Consider the following 20,111-nt stretch of genomic DNA (forward strand, 5'->3'; position numbering starts at 1 on the left):
CGGGGGGCCGCTCAGCCCTGTTCGGTGGCGGCGTCCCCGGCATCCGGTTGTTCCTTTGCCGGCGCGGGAGCGGTAGCGAACCAGTTCTTCTCCAGTACCAGCCACAGTACCAGGCCGGTACCCAGACCCCAGGCCGCGCCCTTGGTGGCCAGGATGGCACCGACGATGACGGCCACGCCCCGCTGCAGGTTACTTTGCCGTTCCAGCATCTCGATGGCCAGGTAGCCGCAGAGGTAACCCTGAATCAGCAGGGTCAGTGCCATGCCGATATTGAGACCGGGCTTGAGCAGGGTAATCACCGGCACCAGAATCAGCGCGATGCTCATGCCCCAGTAGATGCTGGTGGCGCCGCCCCAGTAGCTGTCCATGGCCTTGCGGGGATTGTTCATGTAACGGTTGATCACCAGTGCCTGACCGCCGGTCCAGGCCGGGCCGGAGAGGCTGATGAACGGGGCCAGCAGACCGTGGATCAGGTTGCGGATGCCCACGATGATGCTGTTGCGGCGGGGGCTGAACACCAGTTTCTCGTCCTTGCGCACGCCGTCGGCGTTCTTGAACAGGGAGTCCACCACCAGGATGTCGCCGAAGGCGATGATGTACGCCGCCAGCGCCAGCGGCAGGGCGTCGATGAAGTACTGCAGCGGCGGCAGGCCGAGACCGAAGACGCTGTAGTCCCGGATGATGTCGCCGATGGGGATGGCGGTGAAGCCCCACTCCACCTGCGGCACCGGCACTTCACCGATGAGGATGCCGAACACGTAGGCCAGGATGAACGGAATGGCGATGCCGTACTGGGCCACGAAGCGGAAGAAGCCATAGCGGGCCCGCAGCGGCGCGGCGGTTTCCGAGAACAGCATGAAGAAGCCCAGCGCGGCGCCGGACAGGATGGTGATCGGCATGGTCCAGACCCGACCGTCGGCGCCGAACTCCCCCATCACCGCCGAGATCCCGGCGCCAATCAGGATGCCGGCCTTCAGCGACATCGGCATCTTGCGCACCATGGCGTCGGCCCCCTTGAAGATGCCGAGCCCGAGGAACAGCACCGCGACCGTGATCTGTAGCGCAATCAGGGCGAGTATTCGCGCGTCCCCCTCCGGGTATCCGGACAGGAAGGCGATGTACAGCGGAATCCCGGCGGTGATCCAGCCGGACACCGCCGGGTCCCCGAAGTGGGTGTGCAGCAGGTAGAGGAAGTTGTTCAGCAGCACGAAGGCGACGGCAACCTCGAAGGGAATGCCGAGAATGTCGGTCATCAGTGCGGTGATGCCCAGAGGCACCACGCACAGGATCACCCCCTGGAGGATGTCCGGAATCTCCAGCTTGTAATGCACCAGCGGTATGCGGAGCTTGAGTGCGCCGAGCATGGACGGCTGTTCGGCACCGTCCGGGCGTTGCTTGAGGGACATTGTTGTTGTTCTCCATCCACGATTGTGTGTGAGACGGCCGGCGAGAATGATTCACGGCCACTCCCGATCCTAGGCACTAATACGGTTAAAAGCAATGGTATTTACTTGGTTTTATGAGTGGATACTCTCAATCTGGCTGAAAGTATGATGTCGCTGGAAATGGCGCTTGCAGGCAGGGGCGGGCCGGCGGCCTGAATGGCCGCCAGCGAATGTCGCAGATGGGGTTCCGGGAGGGTGGAACCGGGCGGTTCCGCCAGCGGGGACTGTCTTAGCCGGTGTAACCTTCGACAATGCCCAGGGCGATGGCGATCTGCACCAGCTCGGCCAGGGAATCCACCGTCATTTTGGTCATCATGTGGGCGCGATGGCCTTCCACGGTCTTGCGGTTGATGCCCAGGTCGTCGGCCGCCTCCTGGTTGGACATGCCCTGGACGATCAGCGCCAGCACCTGTTTTTCCCGCCGGGTGAGACTGTCGTAACGCTGCTGGATCTGGGATTGCGAGCGCTGTTTCTGATGGCGTTCCCGGTCCAGGGTAAGGGCGTTGTGGACGTGGTCGATCAGGACCTGGTCATCGAACGGTTTCTCGATGAAGGTCAGGGCGCCCTGGGTCAGGGCGGTCACCGCCATGTCGACATTGCCGTGGGCGGAAATCATGATCACCGGCAGATCGATGCGGTACTCCGGCAATTTCTTCTGGGCATTGATGCCACTCATGCCGGGCATGCGGACGTCCATCACCAGGCAACCGCTGTCGCCGGGCCGGTAGTTCTCGAAGAACGCCATCGCGTCCTCGAACGTGCGTACCGTCAGGCCGACGGACTCCAGCAGCCACTGAAGCGAATCGCGGACATCGGGATCATCGTCGATGACAAAGACGGTCTGGTCGTGATTGGTGGAGTTCATCGAGCCTGTCTGGTCATGTTGGGGGTGAATCAATCGTGAGGGTGAACGAGAAGCGGGCACCGCCGCCGGGCAGGTTGTCGGCCCACAGTTCACCCCCGAGATTTTCCACCAAAGAGCGGCTGATCGCCAGCCCCATCCCCAGACCGCTGGACTTGGTGGAGTAGAAGCGCTCGAAAATACGGGTCATGGCCTCCGGTGGTATGCCGCCACCCTGGTCGGTGACGCGGACCATCAGGTGGCCGTGATCGAAGCGCTCGGCGGTGATCTCCACCATCGCAGCGCTGCTGTCGTCGTCACGACGACTGGCCTCAATGGCATTGACCAGCAGGTTGAGGATCACCTGTTCCAGCTGGATCTTGTCGCCCCGCACCGCCGGCATGGACTGGTCGACCCGGTTGACCAGTTGGACGTTGTGACGCTCGGCGGTGGACTCGCAGAAATCACACAGGTCGCCGATCAGCGCAGTCAGGTCTAGGGCTTCGATCACCGGCTCCTGTTTGCGGGTAAAGTCCATCATCCGGTGAATGATCTCGCCGGCCCGCAGCGCGGTGTTGATGGAGCGGGTGATGGGCAGCTCGATATCGGCCCAGCTGAGGGCGTCGTGGCCGGCAAAGCGGCGTTCCACCCCGCGCAGAAAGTTGACCATCGCGGCCAGGGGCTGGTTGAGTTCGTGGGCCAGGCTGGAGGCCAGCTCGCCCATGGTGACCAGGCGGCCGGCGTGGTCGAGTTCCTCCCGGTAGGCCTTGAGCTGCTGTTCGGCGGCCTTTTTCTCGCTGAGGTCGTGGGCCACCAGGGAGAAGTACTCGACATCACCGTGCAGTGAACGGTGGGCCAGCAGTTCCAGCATCACTGGCAGCGGCCGGCCGTCACGGCTGGTCAGGGCCAGCTCTCCCCGCCACTGGCCCCGCGCCAGCGCTGCCGGAAAGGCCTCCTGAACCAGCAGTTCGTTGCCCCGTTCGGACACCAGCCGGTGCAGGGGAAAGGCAGTGTAGTCTTGCTGTTCCAGGCCCAGGGCGCGGCGGGCGGCCTCGTTGAGGTGGGACAGGGTGTGATCGAGATGGACAAACAGCACCAGATCCTGGGTGCTCTCCAGCACCCGCGCCAGGCGTCGGTTGGCCTTGTCGGCCTTGATGCGGTGACTGGCATCCCGCGACACCACCAGGATCTCGCGAATGGCGCCGGAATCCGGGTCGCGGATGGTGCGACTGGTGCTTTCCAGCCAGGTGTAGTGACCATCCTTGCAGCGAAAACGGTAGGTGTGGGTGTACAGGCCGCGGTCGTAGTTGACGCTGGGCGCCCGACGCTTGAAGTCTTCAACGTCGTCCGGGTGGTAGAGATCGTAGGCCGACATGCCCACGATTTCCTGCACGCTGTAGCCCAATAGATGGGTCACCGCCGGCGAGGCATAAATGAAGCGCCAGTCATCGGGGGTGTGGCGGGATATCATGTCGGTGGACTGTTCCGCCATTTCCGCCAGCAGGCGATTGCGCTCGGCGTCGTCGGTCAGCGCGGAATAGCCTTCTTCGGGTGTTCGGGTCTTCATGGTTCTCCTGGTCCAGCCTGGCCGGGTTGCGCGATGCCAACCCGGGCCAGGTGGTGGCGATCAGCGCAGGAAGTCCTTGCTGAACGTCTTGAAGGCCGGGGCGTCGGAGCGGCGAATCCACTCAAAGCCCACCATTTCCCGGGTCACCAGGGTGACACCGGCCTGTTCCAGGCGGCGCAGGGTGATCTCGGTATCGCGATGATTGCGGGCAGAAATGGCGTCGGCTACCACGAACACGTCGGCGCCGGTTTCCTTCAGCCGCAGCGCGGACTGTAGCACGCAGGCCTGGGATTCCATGCCACACAACACCACCTGCTGCCGGCCTTCCTGCTCAAAGCGGGCGGCAAAGCCTTCGTCGTCGATGCAGGAAAAGGTGGTCTTGCCGTACAGGTTGGCCTCGCCGATGCGGGCCTGCAAGCTCTCTTCGGTGTGGCCCAGGCCTTGTGGGTACTGCTCGGAACCGATTACCGGCACCTCGGCCAGCTGGGCCAGGCGAACCAGCCAGTCGCAGTGTTTGACCAGGGTGTCGTTGTCCTGAACACCCGGCAGCAGCCGGGCCTGGACGTCGACTACCACCAGAATCGATTGTTTGCTATCCAACAGCATAGTCATCTCCCCTTACTCCGCCGGACGACGGTCCACCATGTTGGTGGCGTAGCCTTCGGCAACCACCTTGTCACCCACCTTGCAGACGGTCTTCAGTTTGACCCGGCGGCGTTGTTCGTTGATCTCTACCACCTCGGCGCTGGCCACCACGGTATCACCGATGTGTACCGGGGCCTTGAACTTGATCTCCTGGTCGACGTAGATCGCGCCCGGTCCCGGCAGACGGGTGCCCAGTACTGCGGAAATCAGCGCCGCGCTGAACATGCCGTGGACGATCCGCTCTTTGAACGGGGTGGTCTTGGCGTACTCGACGTTGAGGTGGACCGGGTTGTCGTCACCACTGATGCCGGCAAACAGCACCACATCGGCTTCGGTGATGGTCTTGGCATAGCTGGCGCTCATGCCAATGGACAGGTCTTCAAGATAGTAACCGTGCAGGTCATTCATGGTTGATTGTCTCCATAGGTTTGATCCATTCGCTTAGGAGGTTAATGGTTTGTATTGAATAAACCAAGTAGTTTTACTTGGTTTTGTTCAAAAGCTCTGATAGCCTCCCGTCAACAACATCAACAAGTAAAGCGGAATCATCGGGTTCCGCGACGTCCCGGACGTCCTTTTAATGCCACGGACGTTCTTTTAATGCCAAGTGGGGTAGTTGTCATGCAAAGCCAGCCAGCCAACATCTTTGAGCGGGCGTTCAAACGCCTGGTTCCCGGTGGGGACGCCGGCGCCGGTCGTCGCGCCGCCAACGAGTCGCTGACCGTCGCCGCTGATCTGCCGGAAGCCGATCTGGAAGTGGTACGGCAGTGGATCGATCACTGCCTGGCGGAGAATGGCGGCCAGGTGGCGGCCCGCAATCGCGCGGCGGAACTGGGGCGCACCTACCTGACCCTGTCCCGTCAGGGCCGCATCCGTTTCCTTGGTCTGCTGGCGGAGCACTACGGGGTTGATGAGGCCCGCGTGGGTCGGGAAATCGATCACTGGCAGGCTGCCGGTTCCGGTCACAAAACCGCGGCGGCCCAGGCCCTGCGTCAGGCTTTGGAGCCCAGCCGGGTGGCCCTGCTGAAGCAGTTCAACGGGGTACCCTCCGGCGTCAAGTTCCTGGTCGATATGCGTGAGGAGCTGTTGGGTCTGCGCAAGGAGCACCCATCGCTGCAGCCGCTGGAAAGCGACCTCAAGGAACTGCTCAGTCACTGGTTCGATGTCGGCCTGCTGCAGCTTGAGGAAATCAGCTGGCGTTCCGGTGCGGTACTGCTGGAAAAACTGATTGCCTACGAGGCGGTGCACGCCATCAAGAGCTGGAGCGACCTCAAGAACCGGCTTGATTCCGACCGCCGCTGCTTTGCCTTCATGCACCCGAGCATGCCGGATGAGCCGTTGATCTTCGTTGAGGTGGCGCTGGTCAGCGGCATGGCCGACAACGTCCAGGCGCTGCTGGACGAATCCGCGCCGACCCAGAATCTGGAGGCGGCGGACACCGCCATCTTCTATTCCATCTCCAACGCCCAGCGCGGGCTGGCGGGCATCAGCTTCGGCAATTTCCTGATCAAACAGGTGGTGCGCAAACTGCGGGAGGAATTTCCTCAGCTCAAGCAGTTCGCCACGCTGTCGCCGATTCCCGGTTTCTGCCGCTGGCTCAACCAGAGCGACGCCGACACCCTGCGGGGCCTGCCCGGTGGCGAACAGTGGCTGTCGCTGCCACCACCACGCACCCCGGAGCAGCTTGATCCCAATGGCAACAACGAGGTGCGGCGTGACGCCCTGACCCGGCTGGCGGCCAGCTACCTGTGCCAGGTTCGCCGCCAGGGCAACAAGGCCCAGGACCCGGTGGCCCATTTCCATCTCAGCAACGGTGCCCAGGTGGCGCGGCTGAACTGGCTGGCGGACAGCTCAGACAAGGGGCTGAAGCAGTCCGCCGGGTTGATGGTCAACTACCTCTACGAACTGCCGAAGATCGAGCAGCGCAGCGAGCGCTACACCTCGGAGGGCGCGATCGCCCAGTCGTCAGCGATCAAGAAATTATTGAAGTAGTTGCCAGGCAACTGCATCAACCACTACCCCAACAAGCACTGAGACAACCATCAAGGAGAGCACCATGAGCAAACGTATCGCAGTTGTAACCGGCGCCACCGGCGGCCTTGGCACCGCTATGTGCAAGGCGCTGGTCGACCAGGGTCGCCAGGTCATTGCCAGCCACCTGCCGGGTGAGGCCGACACCCAGGCCGCCCAGGCGTGGCAGGCGGAAATGAACGGCGCCGGTTATGAGGTTGCCATCCTGCCGCTGGACGTGACCGATTTCGAAGCCTGCAGCAACTTCGTTGCCACCGTGGAGCGGGATTTCGGTGCCATTGACGTGCTGGTCAACAACGCCGGTATCACCAACGATGCGCCGCTGAAGAAGATGGCCCAGGACCAGTGGCTGCAGGTGATCAACGTCAACCTGAACTCCATGTTCAACATGTGTCGCCAGGTCTTTGAGGGCATGTGCGAGCGGGGCTTTGGCCGCATCGTCAACATCTCTTCCCTCAATGGTGAGAAGGGCCAGTTCGGACAGTCCAACTACGCCGCCACCAAGGCCGGCATCTACGGCTTTACCAAATCCATCGCCCAGGAAGGTGCCCGCAAGGGGGTGACCGCCAACGCGGTGTCGCCGGGTTACATCGATACCCCGATGGTGCGTCAGGTTCCGGAGAAAGTACTGGACGGCATCATTGCCGGTATTCCAGTGGGCCGGCTGGGCCAGCCTGAGGACATTGCCCGCGCCGTGGCGTTCCTGACGGACGACAACGCAGGGTTTGTGACCGGCACCAACCTGTCCGTCAACGGCGGCCAGTACATGAGCTAAGGAGCGTTTCCATGGCAGAGTACAGAGCACCCACCCGCGACATGGCGTTCGTTCTCAGCGACGTGGCCGGGTTCCATGATATGGCGAAAGCCTGTGGTCACGAAGAGGTCGGTGACGACCTGGTAACCGCGATCCTCGATGAGGCGGCGCGTTTTTCCGGCTCGGTGCTGGCGCCGCTCAATGGCTCCGGCGACCGCGCCGGGCTGAGCTTTGGCAGCGACCACACCATCACCACGCCGGCCGGGTTTGCCGATGCCTACCGTCAGTATGTGGACGGCGGCTGGGGCAGCCTGCAGTTTGCACCGGCGTTTGGTGGCCAGGGCCTGCCGTTCTCACTGGCGATACCGGTCCAGGAGATGTGGCACGCCGCCAACATGGCGTGGGGGCTTTGTCCTCTGTTATCCCAGGGCGCGGTTGAGGCGTTGTCGGAGAATGCCAGTGAGGCCCTCAAGGCTGAACTGCTGCCCAAGATGGTGTCGGGTCAGTGGACCGGCACCATGAATCTGACCGAACCCCAGGCCGGCTCTGATCTGGCCACCATCCGCACCACCGCGGAACGGGATGGGGCGCACTACCGCATTCGTGGCCAGAAGATCTTCATCACCTGGGGTGAACACGATATGGCGGAGAACATTGTTCACCTGGTGCTGGCGCGGCTGCCGGATGCCCCGGCCGGGGTTCGCGGCATCTCGCTGTTCGCGGTGCCCAAGTACCTGCCGGACGCGCAGGGCGAGCCCGGCGAACGCAACGACTGCCACGCGGTCTCCATTGAACACAAGCTGGGCATCCACGCCAGCCCCACCTGTGTCATGAGCTACGGCGACAACGACGGCGCCATCGGTTATCTGGTGGGCGAGGAAAACCAGGGCCTGGCCTGCATGTTCACCATGATGAACAACGCCCGCCTGACCGTGGGTCTGCAGGGGGTGGCGGTGGCCGACCGCGCCTACCAGGCGGCACGGGATTATGTGTTTGAACGTCAGCAGGGCGTGGCACCGGGTGCCACGGGCGCCTCGGCGATCATCCGCCACCCCGATGTGCGACGCATGATGATGACCATGAAGGCGCTCACCGAGGCCGGTCGCTGTCTGGCCTACAGTGGTTGCGTCGGGGTGGACCTGGCACGGGCGCCGGATCTGGACGAGGATCAGCGCCGCTATCATCGTCGGCGGGTGGAGGTAATGACGCCGCTGGTGAAGGGCTGGTGCACCGAGATGGCTCAGGAAGTCACCTCGTTGGCGGTACAATGCCATGGTGGCATGGGCTTTGTGGAGGAAACCGGCGTCGCCCAGTACTATCGGGATGCCCGTATCCTGCCCATCTATGAGGGTACCAATGGCATCCAGGCGATGGATCTGGTGGGCCGCAAGACCCTGCGGGACCAGGGTCAGGGCATGACGGAACTGGTTGCTGAAATGCGTGGCTTTGCCGAGGCCATCGCCGGCGATGCCGCGGTAACGGGCGAGCGTCTGGATCGCTTCCGCCAGTCGGTGGCGTTCGTGGATGAGGCGGTGCGGCTGGTACTGGATGGCCAGGACGATGCCAATCACGCCGGTTCGGTGGCCTTCAACTATCTGATGCTGACCGCCACCACCGTGGCTGCCTGGCTGATGCTGCAGTCGGCACAGCGGGCCGCGGCCCGGGATGACGGCAGCGACCCGTTCCTGCAGGGCAAGCGGGTGACGGTGAATGTCTTCATCGACCAGATCCTGCCCCGCTGCGCCGGCTACCTGTCGGCCATTCGTGCCGGCAGTGAGGCTATCATGGCGATGGCGGACGACAGCTTCTGAACGAACACGAGGTGAGATCATGTACATCAACGGGGAATGGCTGAGCGATCGGCCCACCTTCGCGGTCACCAACCCGGCCACCGGCGAGGCGCTGGGGTCGGTGCCGGATTGCAGCGACGCCGACATCGACCAGGCCATCGCGGCGGCGCACAGCGCCTTTGACAGCTGGAAGAAGACCACGGCCTACGAGCGTTCGCGGTTGCTGTACCGGGCCTGGGAGCTGATGATCCAGCGCAAGCAGGCGTTGGCGGAACTGATGACCAAAGAGCAGGGCAAGCCGCTAAAGGCCTCGTTGAACGAGGTTCAGTACGGTGCCGATTTTCTGCAGTGGTTCGCCGAGCAGGCCAAACGCATCCAGGGTGAGACCATCCCGTCGGCGCGGGAAAACCAGCGCTTTCTGGTACACCGGGTGCCGGTCGGTGTGGTGGGGGCGATCACCCCCTGGAACTACCCGATCTCGATGATCACCCGTAAGCTGGCGCCGGCGCTGGCCGCCGGCTGCACGGTCATCCTCAAGCCGGCGGAATCGACGCCGCTGTGCGCCCAGGCAATGATGGAGATCTTCGCCGAGGCCGGCTTCCCGGCCGGTGTGGTCAATGCCATCACGGTACAGCAGCCAGCCCGGGTCGGTGAGGCGTTCTGCCGCGACCCGCGGGTGCGCAAGCTGACCTTCACCGGGTCCACCGAGGTGGGCTGTCAGTTGAACGCCGAGGCTGCCCGTCATATGAAGCGGGTATCGATGGAACTGGGCGGGCATGCCCCGGCCATTGTCTTCCCCGATGCCGATCCGGTGCATGCGGCCAAGGGACTGTCGCTGGTGAAGTTCCTCAATGGCGGCCAGGCCTGTATCAGTCCCAACCGGATCTACGTTCATGAAGATCACCGCGAGGCGTTTGTCGCCGAGCTGGTGAGCCGCGCCGAGCGGCTGCAGGCGGGTAACGGTCTGGACAGCACTACCTCCCTGGGGCCGCTGATTGACCAGCGGGCACTGGACAAGGTGGATCGCCAGGTCAAGGATGCCGTGGCCAAGGGCGCGACCCTGGAGACCGGTGGCGACCGGCTGCACAACGGCGAGCTGGCCCGGGGCTGCTTCTACGCGCCAACGGTGCTGTCCGGGGTGACGCCGGAGATGGCGATCTATCGCGAGGAAACCTTCGGTCCGGTGGCGCCGGTGATCAGCTACCGCGATGGTGACGATGTGCTGGCGATGGCCAACGACACCGCCTATGGCCTGGCGGCCTACGTCTACACCGACCGCCTGTCCACCGCCCACCGGGCCTTCGAGGCGCTGAACTTTGGCATCATCGGCATCAATGACATCAACCCCACCAGTGCCGCCGCGCCCTTTGGCGGCATGAAGACCAGTGGTCTGGGGCGCGAAGGTGCCGAGGAAGGCATCGACGAGTACCTGGAAACCAAGCTGGGTGGCTTCGCCATCTGACGTCCGGCAAGCGGCCTGCGGCGACTTCGGGTGCGCCGTGGGTTGGCGCCGGTGGTGATCATGGCCGGCCGGATTTGCCGCCGGCAATGAATCCGATCCCTCGCTGACGTATCATGCTGCTCTATAACAGGCCCGTTCAGGGCCGTCGATCATACGATGACAGAGGAGCACCCCATGATCTGGACCGTCTACCTATCCGGCGAAATCCACACTGACTGGCGCCAGCAGATCCAGGCAGGCGTCGAGGCCGCGGGCCTGCCGGTGGAGTTCACCGCCCCGGTCACCGACCACGACGCCAGTGACGCTGCCGGCGATGTGCTGGGCAAGCCGGACGTTGGTTTCTGGCGGGACCATCAGTCCTCCAAGGTCAACGGTATTCGCACCAAGACCCTGTTGGAGCAATGTGACCTGGCGGTGATCCGTTTTGGCGACAAGTACAAGCAGTGGAACGCGGCGTTTGATGCCGGCTTCTGCGCCGCCATGGGTACCCCCTACATCACCCTGCACGACGACAGCATTGTGCACCCACTCAAGGAAGTCGACGCTGCCGCCATGGCCTGGGCCCAGACCCCGGAGCAGGTGGTTGAGGTGCTCAAGTACGTCACTACGGCCCAGTAACCCGGGCGGGAGAAACACCATGATCAAGCGACTGATGATGACCCTGGCGCTGGCCGTTGGCCTCGCTGGCTGTGCGCCGGAAGTGGGCAGCGATGCCTGGTGTGCGGACATGGATGAGAAGCCCAAGGGCGACTGGACCATGAACGAAGCCGGTGACTACGCCAAGCACTGTGTGCTGCCCTGAGCGGCGGGAAGATCGCCATGAGTGAACGCTGTTTCAGCACTGACGACCAGCAGTTGCTGACCGATATCCTGCGTCATCGCCGTGATGTCCGCGGCAACAACTTCCGCCCGGAGCCGATTCCGGAGCCGGTGCTGGAGCAGATCCTGCAGGCGGCGACGCTGGCGCCGTCGGTCGGGTTTTCTCAACCCTGGGAGTTTGTGCAGGTGGCTGACCCGGCACTGCGGGCGCAGGTGGCGGAAAGTTTCGATGCCGCCAACCGGCAGGCCCGCGAACGCTTCAGTGGCGAGCGCGGTGAACTCTACGCCCGTCTCAAGCTTGAGGGCATTCACGAGGCGCCGGTCAACCTGGCGGTGTTCTATCGCGCCAGCGAGGGGCCGGTGTTGGGCCAGACCGCCATGGCGGAGGCCGGAGAATACAGTGTGGTGTGCGCAGTCCAAAACATGTGGCTGATGGCCCGGGCACTGAACGTCGGCATGGGCTGGGTCAGCATCCTCGACCCCCGCCGGGTGGCGGAGATCCTGCAGGCGCCCGCCGACCGCAAACTGGTGGCCTACCTGTGCCTGGGCTATGTCCATCGCTTTGACGACCGCCCGGAGCTGGAACGGCTGGAATGGGAGCAGCGTCGCGCCCTGGCCACCGTGCTCCACACCGACGGTTACCGGTGACGGTCATGCTGCCACTGTCCAACGCCGTCAGCCTCGCCGATGATGAAATCGAGATTCACCAGATCCGTGCCCAGGGCGCTGGCGGCCAGAACGTCAACAAGGTCGCCTCGGCGGTGCATCTGCGTTTTGATATCCAGGCCTCACGGCTACCGCCCTACTACAAGGAGTGCCTGCTGGCGCTGCGGGACAGCCGAATCACCAAGGACGGAGTGATTGTGATCAAGGCCCAGAACCACCGTACCTTTGAGGCCAACCGGGACGATGCCCTGGCGCGGTTGCAGGCGCTGATCCGGGATGCGGTCAAACCCCGTAAGGCCCGTCGCCCCACCAAACCCTCCCGCGCCGCCCGCAAGCGACGGGTGGACAGCAAGACCCAGCGTGGCCGCACCAAGGCGCTGCGGGGTAAGGTGATGTAGTCCGTCGGCGTTGAACGGCGGCGCGTTAGTCAGCCGGGCTGTGGCCGACTACCGGTGTGGTTGCGGCGATCAGCGGGGTGGCGGGTCTGAGCGACACCGGATGCTCACCCACCGCATGCCAGTAGCGTTGTGGGATCACGTCCAGGCTCTGGTAGGTTTCCGGCAGCGCCAGTCGCACCACCCGCCGGCTGGTAAGCTCGCCGTCCTCCAGGGCACGGCGGATCGCCGGATGGCTCAGGAAGTTGGCCATGAAGGCGCCGCTGTTGTAGGCGTTGACCAGCCCGGTCAGCAGCAGGTCGTGCAGATCTGGCCGGTTGACCGAGACATAGAAGAAATAGTCGTAGGGAAACACCACCATCATGCCTGGCAGGACTGCCAGTTGCTGGTGCTCCGGCCGTGCCAGTTCGGTGTAGATTTCCTGGACGCCGCGATGGAACAGGTCAAAACGCTCCATCGCCAGCATGCGCCAGAGGTTGTCGTAGCGGCTGGTGATCACTTCCAGGCCGTTGGCCTGCAGGACATCGTTGTCGGGCCAGCCAATGCCCGAGCCGATCCGGTAACGGCGCAGCTCCGCCAGTGAATCGACACCTTTCAGCTCCGCCAGCCGTTCCGCCTTCACCACCATCAGCCGATAGCCAAGCAGGCCACGGGTGAGGGGAATGTTGACCTGAAGCAGGCGCCGTTCCCGTTCCGGACTGTAGCCACTGAAGAACACGTTGATGGGTTCCCAGGCCGAGTCGAGCATGGCGAATATGCGTTGCTGGGGCGTTTCCGGCAGGGGCACCACTTCCAGGGTGTGGTCTCCGGGGGCGTGGGCCAGCGCCAGTTTCAGCACTGACAGCTCGTAATCGAAGATTTCGGTGTCACCGTGCAGCACGCCGACCCGGAAGGACTGGGCCGCGGCCGGGGCCATCAGCAGTAACCCCAGGATCAGCAACAACATTCTGGAGACCATGGCGTGCTCCACTCGCTTGTGCCTGTCTGCTTTATCAAAGCACATAATCCGGCTTCCTTCACACCGTGGTGCGGTTGCGGGTGAATTAAAGTGGCTATCGCCGCAGGACTCTGTTACCGTGCCCGCCATCCTGCCTCGAAGGATTGCGCAGTTACGGCCCCGGGCCGAGCGCGACCCCCATTCGAAACGACCTGTCAGAGGACGGCGCGCCCAACATCCGGTGCACAGCCGTAGTCGTCTTAGTTTCGCCGCTCCAACTGCGGCACTCCCGCCCGATGTCGGGAGTCATATCAAGAGTTTACAATTATGAGTTTTGCTTCCCTCGGTCTGTCCGAGTCGCTGGTCCGTGCTACCTCGGATCAGGGGTATGAAACCCCGTCCCCCATTCAGTCCCAGGCCATTCCCGCCGTACTGTCCGGCCAGGACGTCATGGCCGCTGCCCAGACCGGCACCGGCAAGACCGCCGGCTTCACCCTGCCGCTGCTGCAGCGTCTGGGTGAGCTGCCCCGGCGTTGCCAGGGCGTCCGCGCGCTGATCCTGACCCCAACCCGGGAGCTTGCAGCCCAGGTGGGCGACAGCGTCGCGCTGTACAGCAAGTACCAGGCTACCTCCTCGGCGGTGGTGTTCGGTGGCGTCAAGATCAATCCCCAGATCCGCACCCTGCGCAAGGGCGTGGACGTGCTGGTGGCTACCCCGGGCCGGCTGCTGGATCTGCACCAGCAGGGCGTGGTCAATTTCGATGCCCTCGACGTGCTGGTGCTCGATGAGGCCGACCGCATGCTGGACATGGGCTTTATCCGGGATATCCGCAAGGTGCTGACCCTGCTGCCGGCAAAGCGCCAGAACCTGCTGTTCTCCGCGACCTTCTCCGGTGACATCCGCAAGCTGGCCGAAGGCCTGCTGAATGAGCCGGTGCAGGTGGAAGTGGCCCCCCGCAACACCACCGCGGAGACCATCCAGCAGACGGTGTACCCGGTGGACAAGAGCCGCAAGTCGGCGTTGTTGAGCCGGCTGGTGAAGGATCACGACTGGCAGCAGGTGCTGGTGTTTACCCGCACCAAGCACGGTGCCAACCGTCTGACCCAGAAGCTGGAACGCGACGGCATCGCCGCCGCGGCGATCCATGGCAACAAGTCCCAGGGTGCTCGTACTCGCGCGCTGAGCCACTTCAAGAGTGGTGAAATCCGGGTGTTGGTGGCCACCGACATCGCAGCCCGGGGGCTGGACATCAAACAGCTGCCGCAGGTTGTGAACTTTGAACTGCCTAATGTGCCGGAAGACTACGTCCACCGCATTGGCAGAACGGGCCGGGCTGGTGAGCAGGGGCAGGCGCTTTCGCTGGTGAGTGCGGATGAGGGCAAACTGCTGGCGGGGATCGAGAAGGTTATCAGCCAGTCGATCCCGCGGAAGACGATGGCGGGATTCGAGCCGGAGACACCGCTGTCCGTCACCCCAAAATCGGCCCCGGGTCGCGGTGGCCGGTCACGTCCGTCCGGTCGCAATGGCCAGGGACGTGGTGGTAACAGCCCGGGGCAGGGCCGTGGCCGCGCCCGCTCCCGTCAGGGAGACGGCGGGTCCAAACGCGGCTAGGCCCTGACCCAACCCCCGGGTTCCGGGCGCCTCTGGTGGTTTCCCTGCTGTAAAGCCACTCCGCCAGAGGCGCTGTCAGGTCTCAGAACTTGTAGCTGAGGCCGATCATGTACACCATCGGATCGATTTCCACGTCCACCTTGGCGGTGCCAACGCGCTGACCGTCGCTGATGGCGTGGATGTCGGCGGTGGTGTCGATGTCTGCCCACCACATGGCGGCGTTCACACCGAGTTGGTCGGTGATCTGCACGTCCACACCCAGCTCGGCGGCGATGCCGAAGCTGTCATCCAGTTCCAGCTCGGTGGCGTCGATCACCCCGCCGCCCAGGGCTGCATCGACCGCGCCGGTCAGTGTCGGTGTGGTGTCTTCCTCAAAAAAGTTGGTGTAGTTCAGGCCAATGCCGACGTACGGGTTAATCTGCTGATTGGCGCCCAGCGGGTAGTACTGCGCGGTGATGGTCGGCGGCAGGTGCTTGGTGGAACCCAGCTTGCCGGCACCGGCGATGGAGCCGGCCGCACTGATGTCGTGCTTGAACGGCGTGGCACCCAGAATACCCACCCCGAAGTTGTCGTTGAGCATGTAGGTGGCGGTAATACCCAGCTGGGTATTGGAATCAACACCGACTTCCCAGTTGCCATCGCCAACACCAGCGCCGCCCAGAGTCACGGTATCGCTGGATTCCTGCGGGTCCACTACGACGGCGCCGGCGCGGATCAGGAAGTCTCCGGCTTCGTGGGCCTGGGCAACACCAGCCGCCAGCAGGCAGCCAGCAAGGATTCCGGTCTTGAGGGTATAGGACATGGCAAACTCCTTCGGGAAACAGGGAAGTAATGATCAAAAGCATCGATCAACAGTGATCTATGGCCCCAAGGGTACGCCGTTGGCAAAAACGCAACTTGACCTGACGCAAGAATCGGTCCTGAGATCCGGCCGGCGCCGGCAGGAAGTTGATTGGGCTCAATAGAAGGCTGTGGTGGGTCGCAGGCAGGTGCGAACGGGCCAGCGGTGATCCGGCGTCAAGCGGGGGCTCCCTGGACGCTGATCCGTGGCATAATGTTTTGCTGCTGTATTTCGCATCCAAGGACGATACGTTTTTTAAGGAGGAATCCCATGTCGCTATATTTCCTGCAATCCCTGCGTTTACCTGTCGCCGGTGCTGCCGTCGCCGCTGCGCTGACGGTGTCGGGCTGTTCCGACGCGGTGGAGTCGATGACAGAGAAGTATGTGAAATCCCAGTTTGAAGAAGCCGGTATGCAGTTCGATGAAAACGGCGAGCTAAGTGGGTTTGACTACGGTGAAGGCCAGATGTCCTTCGCGCTGGAGGTGGACGAACTGCCGGAGGACTTCCCGGCAGACGTGCCGGTTTACCAGGGCATGGCACTGGAATCCATGTTCCGCAACACCCGCGAGCAGGGCGAACACTTCATGGTGGCCGGCTCGACACTGGATGACGTCAAAACCGTGGTGGACACCCTGGTGAAGGACGCCTCCGACGCGGGCTGGCAGTTGGACGAGGAAGAGCTGGACGGGGTGATGTGGATTGAAGGTGAGGACGGTACCGCCAGTGACGCAACGGCCTGGCTGCGCAAGCAGGACCGGGTGCTGAACTTCGTGGTGTCACCGGAGGGTGAGGGCACCCAGATCACGGTGATGACCGGATACGACAAAGATCGTGGCTGAGCGCGCCTTGCGCTCAACGTTTTCGGAGGCTCGGCAGATCAGCGAATCACCCGGACGGGACCTTAGCTGTCAGCGTCCGGGTCGTCAGCAGACGTCGCCCCCGGCAGGCACACCTCGCGGATGGTCAGTGGCTGGCCATCCGCATCCCGCACACACACAGGGCTGATCGGCCGGCCACTGGCCCGGTCCCGCAGATCCAGCGGGGCCTGGTCCGGCGCCGGGTTCCACCTGTCCCCCCATTGCCGCAGGGCGATGACCACCGGAAACAGCTCCCGGCCCTTGTCGGTCAGCCGGTATTCGAAGCGGCAGCCATGCTCCCCCACATCGACCTTGGTCAGCACCTGGTTTTCCACCAGGCGCCCCAGCCGGTCGCAGAGAATGTTCTTGGCAATCCCCAACTCCTTCTGGAAATCGACATAGCGGCGGGTGCCGTACATTGCCTGCAGCACGATCAGCAGTGACCACCAGTCACCCACTTCGTTGAGGGCGCGGGCGACGGAGCAGTTGGAATCATCAAAACGTTTTCTGGCCATGGATCACAGTCTACCGAAAAGGGTTGCATCAAGAAACCAGATTAAATAGGGTTGCGTTATGAAACCAAATCAACCGGACTGCCAACGCAGCGGAGACCGATCATGACGATGAACCTTGGACCCCTGTTCGAGCCTTTCGAGACCACCAAACTGACCCTCGCCAACCGGGTGGCCATGGCGCCCATGACCCGCAACTTTTCACCGGGCAGCGTGCCGGGCGATGATGTGGTGGCCTACTACCGCAGGCGCGCCGAAGGCGGCGTGGGACTGTTGATCACCGAGGGCACCACGGTGAACCATCCGGGCGCCAACGGTTATCCCAACGTGCCGGCGTTCCACGGCACCGAGGCGCTGGCGGGCTGGAAAAAGGTGGTGGATGCCGTTCACGACGCCGGTGGCAAGATCTTCCCCCAGCTCTGGCATGTGGGTGCGGTACGCAAGGAAGGCACCGAACCGGATGCCAGTGTGCCGGGTTTCAGCCCGTCGGGGCTGTTTGCACCGGGCAAGCCCAATGGCCGGGCGATGAGCAAGGGCGACATCGACGAGGTGGTTCAGGCCTTCGCCGATGCGGCCCAGGACGCCAAGGCCATCGGGTTTGATGGCGTCGAGATTCACGGTGCCCACGGTTACCTGATTGACCAGTTCTTCTGGCAAGGCACCAACCAGCGAGACGACGAATACGGTGGCTCAATGGCCAACCGTCAACGCTTCGCCATTGAGATCATCGAAGCGGTACGTGAGCGGGTGGGTCCCGACTTCCCGATCATGCTGCGGTTCTCGCAATGGAAGCAGCAGGACTATGAGGCCCGCCTGGTGGAGTCCCCGGAACAGCTGGAGGCCTTCCTCAAACCACTGGCGGAGGCCGGGGTGGACATCTTCCACGCCTCCACCCGTCGTTTCTGGGAGCCGGAGTTTGAAGGTTCCGACCTCAACCTGGCGGGTTGGACCCAGAAACTGAGCGGTGTTCCCACCATGTCGGTGGGCAGCGTGGGGCTGACCGAAGACTTCATCAGCGGCACCTTTGCCAGCAAGCAGGAGTCGGTGGAGCAGTCCGGCATTGACGAGCTGGTGGAGCGGATGAACAACCACGAGTTCGAACTGATTGCGGTCGGCCGCGCGCTGCTGCAGGACCCGGAATGGCTGGTGAAAGTGAAGGAAGGCCGGCTCGACGAGGTTGAGGCCTTTGCCCGCAAGTCCCTGGCCAAGCTTTACTGACACCCGGATTGACGACCTCCGAAGACTGGACGTCCCCTGTTGCCCCGCCTTGGCGGGGCTTTTTTCGGCGCCCCGGGTTGGCCTGCCGGCGCAGTGCCGGCCAATGTGTTGATCGAACCGCGCGAATGCCGGTTGACAGGGTTGGCCCGGGCGCGGCATTCTGCGGATTCGTTATTTGTTGATGTTCCAATTTTTTTCAGGGTTACCCATGTTCTCCTGTTGTGCTGCAGCACCGAAAGCGATTAGCCGACTGGCCGAGAAGGCCGTCTGGCATCGTGCGCGCGTGGCTGTGGCTGGGGACGTTAACGACTGACGTAACACCGAATCCTCCAAAGGCCGCAGCGCAATCGCCCTGCGGCCTTTTTGTTCGTGGGGTGGTGGCTTCCGGAGGCGTGACGACGGACGCTTTACCAAGGAAGAACCTCATGCACATACCTGCTGCGTATATGACGGTGGTCCTGGTCTGGGCCACCACTCCCCTGGGCATCGCCCTGAGCGGTGCCACCCTGCACCCGATTCTGGCGGGGGCCCTACGGATGGCAATTGCCGCCGTGCTGGGCCTGTTGCTGGTGGCGGCGCTGCGGATTCCCCTGCGCTGGCGGGGGCCGGCGCTGCGCAGCTACGGCTGGGCACTGTTGGGGGTCTATGCTGCCCTGAGCCTCAGTTATTTGGCCGCCCAGTCAGTGCCATCCGGGCTGATTTCGGTGCTGTATGGGCTGTCGCCGATGGTCTCAGCGGTACTGGCCCGCTGGCTGGTGGATGAGCCGGCAATGCCGGCCTACAAGTGGCTGGCCTGTGGTATTGCGCTGACCGGCCTGGTGGTGCTGTTTGGTCACGACCTGGCGGTTGGCAGTGCCCGGCTGTCGGGGCTGCTGATGCTGCTTGTGGCGGTGTTTCTGTTCAGCCTGAGTGCGGTGATGGTGAAGCGTACCGATGCCCGCTCCCACCCGCTGGCCCAGACTGTGGGCACGGTGGTGTTGAGCGTACCGCTGTTCGTCTTGACCTGGTGGTTGCTGGATGGCCAGGCGCCGACCCTCGACTGGGCCACTCCCTCGCCTTGGGCGGTGCTGTACCTGGCGGTGTTCGGCTCGCTGCTGGGGTTTGTCAGCTATTTTCACGTGCTGCACCACCTGCCGGCGAGCACGGTGGCGCTGGTGACGCTGATTACGCCGGTGTTTGCGATGGCGTTGGGGCACTGGTTCAACGACGAGGTACTGTCAGCCACCGTGTTGCAGGGCAGTGGTCTGATCCTGGTGGGGTTGGCGGTATTCTTCTTTGGCGGCCGCTGGAAAGCTGTCGGCAAGGTTGCGGCATCGTAATCGCGTTGACGCCGGGCTGACGTATCATGGCATCAGCAACCCATAGCAGGAGGTCACCATGCCCTCGATCAAACCCGTTGCCCTGGCGACGCTGTTGCTGACTGTGACCATCGGCGGCTGTGCCACGGTCGGTCAGGATTTCGCCACTCACAATGTCGACCAGATCCGCCTGGGAGACACCACCCGTGACGAGGTCCAGCGACTGTTTGGCCAGCCCTGGCGTACCGGCCTCAAGGATGGTCAGCGTACCTGGACCTACGGCAAGTACCGCTGGTCGGCGTTCGATGATGCCCAGACCACCGACCTGGTGATCACCTTCGACGACGACGGTACCGTCGAGTCCTATACCTTCAACACCACCCAGTAAACCAACCCGGCCCTGCGTTCTGCGGGGCCGTTC

At 63.3% G+C, this 20,111-nt stretch carries 21 protein-coding genes; 13 read left to right on the forward strand and 8 right to left on the reverse strand.

What is annotated here, in order from left to right:
- Positions 1 to 11 precede the first annotated feature (11 nt).
- The 5 genes from J2887_RS21445 to J2887_RS21465 all read right to left on the reverse strand — a co-directional run bounded on the left by J2887_RS21445 (position 12) and on the right by J2887_RS21465 (position 4,906).
- Positions 12 to 1,406, reverse strand: coding sequence for a hypothetical protein (locus J2887_RS21445; protein WP_227173155.1), 1,395 nt, complete (start codon positions 1,404 to 1,406; stop codon positions 12 to 14).
- 268 nt (positions 1,407 to 1,674) lie between these two features.
- The gene (locus J2887_RS21450) at positions 1,675 to 2,310 is read right to left on the reverse strand and encodes a response regulator transcription factor (protein WP_227173156.1); all 636 of its coding nucleotides are present in this window, start codon (positions 2,308 to 2,310) and stop codon (positions 1,675 to 1,677) included.
- A gap of 13 nt (positions 2,311 to 2,323) precedes the next feature.
- Positions 2,324 to 3,853 carry a PAS domain-containing sensor histidine kinase gene (locus tag J2887_RS21455; RefSeq protein ID WP_227173157.1) on the reverse strand — a complete coding sequence of 510 codons (1,530 nt, stop codon included), beginning with the start codon at positions 3,851 to 3,853 and terminating at the stop codon, positions 2,324 to 2,326.
- A gap of 60 nt (positions 3,854 to 3,913) precedes the next feature.
- Positions 3,914 to 4,459, reverse strand: coding sequence for a hydrolase (locus J2887_RS21460; protein WP_227173158.1), 546 nt, complete (start codon positions 4,457 to 4,459; stop codon positions 3,914 to 3,916).
- A gap of 12 nt (positions 4,460 to 4,471) precedes the next feature.
- Positions 4,472 to 4,906: a MaoC family dehydratase gene (locus J2887_RS21465; protein WP_227173159.1), complete on the reverse strand. Its 435-nt coding sequence runs from the start codon at positions 4,904 to 4,906 to the stop codon at positions 4,472 to 4,474.
- Between the two features lie 213 nt (positions 4,907 to 5,119).
- On the opposite strand from J2887_RS21465, the gene J2887_RS21470 reads away from it, so the two are divergent.
- From J2887_RS21470 to arfB, 8 genes are all read left to right on the forward strand, one after another.
- Entirely contained in the window at positions 5,120 to 6,490 is a 1,371-nt protein-coding gene (locus J2887_RS21470; protein ID WP_227173160.1) for a malonyl-CoA decarboxylase, read from the forward strand.
- A 64-nt stretch (positions 6,491 to 6,554) separates the two neighbouring features.
- Positions 6,555 to 7,304, forward strand: a complete 750-nt coding sequence (phbB, locus tag J2887_RS21475; RefSeq protein WP_227173161.1) for an acetoacetyl-CoA reductase — start codon at positions 6,555 to 6,557, stop codon at positions 7,302 to 7,304.
- Between the two features lie 11 nt (positions 7,305 to 7,315).
- Entirely contained in the window at positions 7,316 to 9,094 is a 1,779-nt protein-coding gene (locus tag J2887_RS21480) for an acyl-CoA dehydrogenase (RefSeq protein WP_227173162.1), read from the forward strand.
- 19 nt (positions 9,095 to 9,113) lie between these two features.
- Positions 9,114 to 10,535 (forward strand): NAD-dependent succinate-semialdehyde dehydrogenase, encoded by a 1,422-nt coding sequence (locus J2887_RS21485; RefSeq protein ID WP_227173163.1) that lies wholly within the window; start codon positions 9,114 to 9,116, stop codon positions 10,533 to 10,535.
- A 174-nt stretch (positions 10,536 to 10,709) separates the two neighbouring features.
- A complete protein-coding gene (locus J2887_RS21490) occupies positions 10,710 to 11,153 on the forward strand; it encodes a YtoQ family protein (protein ID WP_227173164.1) in 444 nt (147 codons plus the stop codon).
- Positions 11,154 to 11,172: 19 nt separating this feature from the next.
- Positions 11,173 to 11,337, forward strand: a complete 165-nt coding sequence (locus tag J2887_RS21495) for a DUF3012 domain-containing protein (RefSeq protein WP_227173165.1) — start codon at positions 11,173 to 11,175, stop codon at positions 11,335 to 11,337.
- Positions 11,338 to 11,354: 17 nt separating this feature from the next.
- The gene (gene bluB / locus J2887_RS21500) at positions 11,355 to 12,002 is read left to right on the forward strand and encodes a 5,6-dimethylbenzimidazole synthase (RefSeq protein ID WP_227173166.1); all 648 of its coding nucleotides are present in this window, start codon (positions 11,355 to 11,357) and stop codon (positions 12,000 to 12,002) included.
- Between the two features lie 5 nt (positions 12,003 to 12,007).
- Positions 12,008 to 12,418, forward strand: a complete 411-nt coding sequence (gene arfB / locus J2887_RS21505; RefSeq protein ID WP_227173167.1) for an alternative ribosome rescue aminoacyl-tRNA hydrolase ArfB — start codon at positions 12,008 to 12,010, stop codon at positions 12,416 to 12,418.
- 25 nt (positions 12,419 to 12,443) lie between these two features.
- On the opposite strand, the gene J2887_RS21510 is transcribed toward arfB, so the two are convergent.
- On the reverse strand, positions 12,444 to 13,418 hold the full coding sequence (locus J2887_RS21510; RefSeq protein ID WP_227173168.1) for a hypothetical protein: 975 nt from the start codon (positions 13,416 to 13,418) through the stop codon (positions 12,444 to 12,446).
- Between the two features lie 261 nt (positions 13,419 to 13,679).
- Between J2887_RS21510 and J2887_RS21515 the strand changes: the two genes are divergently transcribed.
- Positions 13,680 to 14,963 (forward strand): DEAD/DEAH box helicase, encoded by a 1,284-nt coding sequence (locus J2887_RS21515; RefSeq protein ID WP_227173169.1) that lies wholly within the window; start codon positions 13,680 to 13,682, stop codon positions 14,961 to 14,963.
- Between the two features lie 82 nt (positions 14,964 to 15,045).
- Here J2887_RS21515 and J2887_RS21520 read toward each other — a convergent pair whose 3' ends face one another.
- Positions 15,046 to 15,765: an OmpW/AlkL family protein gene (locus tag J2887_RS21520; protein WP_227173170.1), complete on the reverse strand. Its 720-nt coding sequence runs from the start codon at positions 15,763 to 15,765 to the stop codon at positions 15,046 to 15,048.
- A 309-nt stretch (positions 15,766 to 16,074) separates the two neighbouring features.
- On the opposite strand from J2887_RS21520, the gene J2887_RS21525 reads away from it, so the two are divergent.
- The gene (locus tag J2887_RS21525) at positions 16,075 to 16,644 is read left to right on the forward strand and encodes a hypothetical protein (protein WP_227173171.1); all 570 of its coding nucleotides are present in this window, start codon (positions 16,075 to 16,077) and stop codon (positions 16,642 to 16,644) included.
- Positions 16,645 to 16,706: 62 nt separating this feature from the next.
- Here J2887_RS21525 and J2887_RS21530 read toward each other — a convergent pair whose 3' ends face one another.
- On the reverse strand, positions 16,707 to 17,177 hold the full coding sequence (locus J2887_RS21530; protein WP_227173172.1) for a winged helix-turn-helix transcriptional regulator: 471 nt from the start codon (positions 17,175 to 17,177) through the stop codon (positions 16,707 to 16,709).
- Positions 17,178 to 17,279: 102 nt separating this feature from the next.
- On the opposite strand from J2887_RS21530, the gene J2887_RS21535 reads away from it, so the two are divergent.
- The 3 genes from J2887_RS21535 (at position 17,280) to bamE (ending at position 20,078) form a co-directional block, all read left to right on the forward strand.
- Positions 17,280 to 18,392, forward strand: a complete 1,113-nt coding sequence (locus J2887_RS21535; RefSeq protein ID WP_227173173.1) for an NADH:flavin oxidoreductase — start codon at positions 17,280 to 17,282, stop codon at positions 18,390 to 18,392.
- Positions 18,393 to 18,817: 425 nt separating this feature from the next.
- The gene (locus J2887_RS21540; RefSeq protein WP_227173174.1) at positions 18,818 to 19,711 is read left to right on the forward strand and encodes a DMT family transporter; all 894 of its coding nucleotides are present in this window, start codon (positions 18,818 to 18,820) and stop codon (positions 19,709 to 19,711) included.
- Between the two features lie 58 nt (positions 19,712 to 19,769).
- Positions 19,770 to 20,078 carry an outer membrane protein assembly factor BamE domain-containing protein gene (gene bamE, locus J2887_RS21545; RefSeq protein ID WP_227173175.1) on the forward strand — a complete coding sequence of 103 codons (309 nt, stop codon included), beginning with the start codon at positions 19,770 to 19,772 and terminating at the stop codon, positions 20,076 to 20,078.
- The last annotated feature ends 33 nt before the right edge of the window (positions 20,079 to 20,111 follow it).

The sequence above is a fragment of the Marinobacter sp. CA1 genome (assembly GCF_020546665.1).
Classification (GTDB): Bacteria; Pseudomonadota; Gammaproteobacteria; order Pseudomonadales; family Oleiphilaceae; genus Marinobacter; species Marinobacter xestospongiae.

What these genes read in the sequence shown, in the direction of transcription:
- J2887_RS21445 (WP_227173155.1), bottom strand. Translation starts at nt 1,406, where the DNA reads ATGTCCCTCAAGCAACGCCCGGACGGTGCCGAACAGCCGTCCATGCTC.
- J2887_RS21450 (WP_227173156.1), bottom strand. Translation starts at nt 2,310, where the DNA reads ATGAACTCCACCAATCACGACCAGACCGTCTTTGTCATCGACGATGAT.
- J2887_RS21455 (WP_227173157.1), bottom strand. Translation starts at nt 3,853, where the DNA reads ATGAAGACCCGAACACCCGAAGAAGGCTATTCCGCGCTGACCGACGAC.
- J2887_RS21460 (WP_227173158.1), bottom strand. Translation starts at nt 4,459, where the DNA reads ATGCTGTTGGATAGCAAACAATCGATTCTGGTGGTAGTCGACGTCCAG.
- J2887_RS21465 (WP_227173159.1), bottom strand. Translation starts at nt 4,906, where the DNA reads ATGAATGACCTGCACGGTTACTATCTTGAAGACCTGTCCATTGGCATG.
- J2887_RS21470 (WP_227173160.1), top strand. Translation starts at nt 5,120, where the DNA reads ATGCAAAGCCAGCCAGCCAACATCTTTGAGCGGGCGTTCAAACGCCTG.
- phbB (WP_227173161.1), top strand. Translation starts at nt 6,555, where the DNA reads ATGAGCAAACGTATCGCAGTTGTAACCGGCGCCACCGGCGGCCTTGGC.
- J2887_RS21480 (WP_227173162.1), top strand. Translation starts at nt 7,316, where the DNA reads ATGGCAGAGTACAGAGCACCCACCCGCGACATGGCGTTCGTTCTCAGC.
- J2887_RS21485 (WP_227173163.1), top strand. Translation starts at nt 9,114, where the DNA reads ATGTACATCAACGGGGAATGGCTGAGCGATCGGCCCACCTTCGCGGTC.
- J2887_RS21490 (WP_227173164.1), top strand. Translation starts at nt 10,710, where the DNA reads ATGATCTGGACCGTCTACCTATCCGGCGAAATCCACACTGACTGGCGC.
- J2887_RS21495 (WP_227173165.1), top strand. Translation starts at nt 11,173, where the DNA reads ATGATCAAGCGACTGATGATGACCCTGGCGCTGGCCGTTGGCCTCGCT.
- bluB (WP_227173166.1), top strand. Translation starts at nt 11,355, where the DNA reads ATGAGTGAACGCTGTTTCAGCACTGACGACCAGCAGTTGCTGACCGAT.
- arfB (WP_227173167.1), top strand. Translation starts at nt 12,008, where the DNA reads ATGCTGCCACTGTCCAACGCCGTCAGCCTCGCCGATGATGAAATCGAG.
- J2887_RS21510 (WP_227173168.1), bottom strand. Translation starts at nt 13,418, where the DNA reads ATGTGCTTTGATAAAGCAGACAGGCACAAGCGAGTGGAGCACGCCATG.
- J2887_RS21515 (WP_227173169.1), top strand. Translation starts at nt 13,680, where the DNA reads ATGAGTTTTGCTTCCCTCGGTCTGTCCGAGTCGCTGGTCCGTGCTACC.
- J2887_RS21520 (WP_227173170.1), bottom strand. Translation starts at nt 15,765, where the DNA reads ATGTCCTATACCCTCAAGACCGGAATCCTTGCTGGCTGCCTGCTGGCG.
- J2887_RS21525 (WP_227173171.1), top strand. Translation starts at nt 16,075, where the DNA reads ATGTCGCTATATTTCCTGCAATCCCTGCGTTTACCTGTCGCCGGTGCT.
- J2887_RS21530 (WP_227173172.1), bottom strand. Translation starts at nt 17,177, where the DNA reads ATGGCCAGAAAACGTTTTGATGATTCCAACTGCTCCGTCGCCCGCGCC.
- J2887_RS21535 (WP_227173173.1), top strand. Translation starts at nt 17,280, where the DNA reads ATGACGATGAACCTTGGACCCCTGTTCGAGCCTTTCGAGACCACCAAA.
- J2887_RS21540 (WP_227173174.1), top strand. Translation starts at nt 18,818, where the DNA reads ATGCACATACCTGCTGCGTATATGACGGTGGTCCTGGTCTGGGCCACC.
- bamE (WP_227173175.1), top strand. Translation starts at nt 19,770, where the DNA reads ATGCCCTCGATCAAACCCGTTGCCCTGGCGACGCTGTTGCTGACTGTG.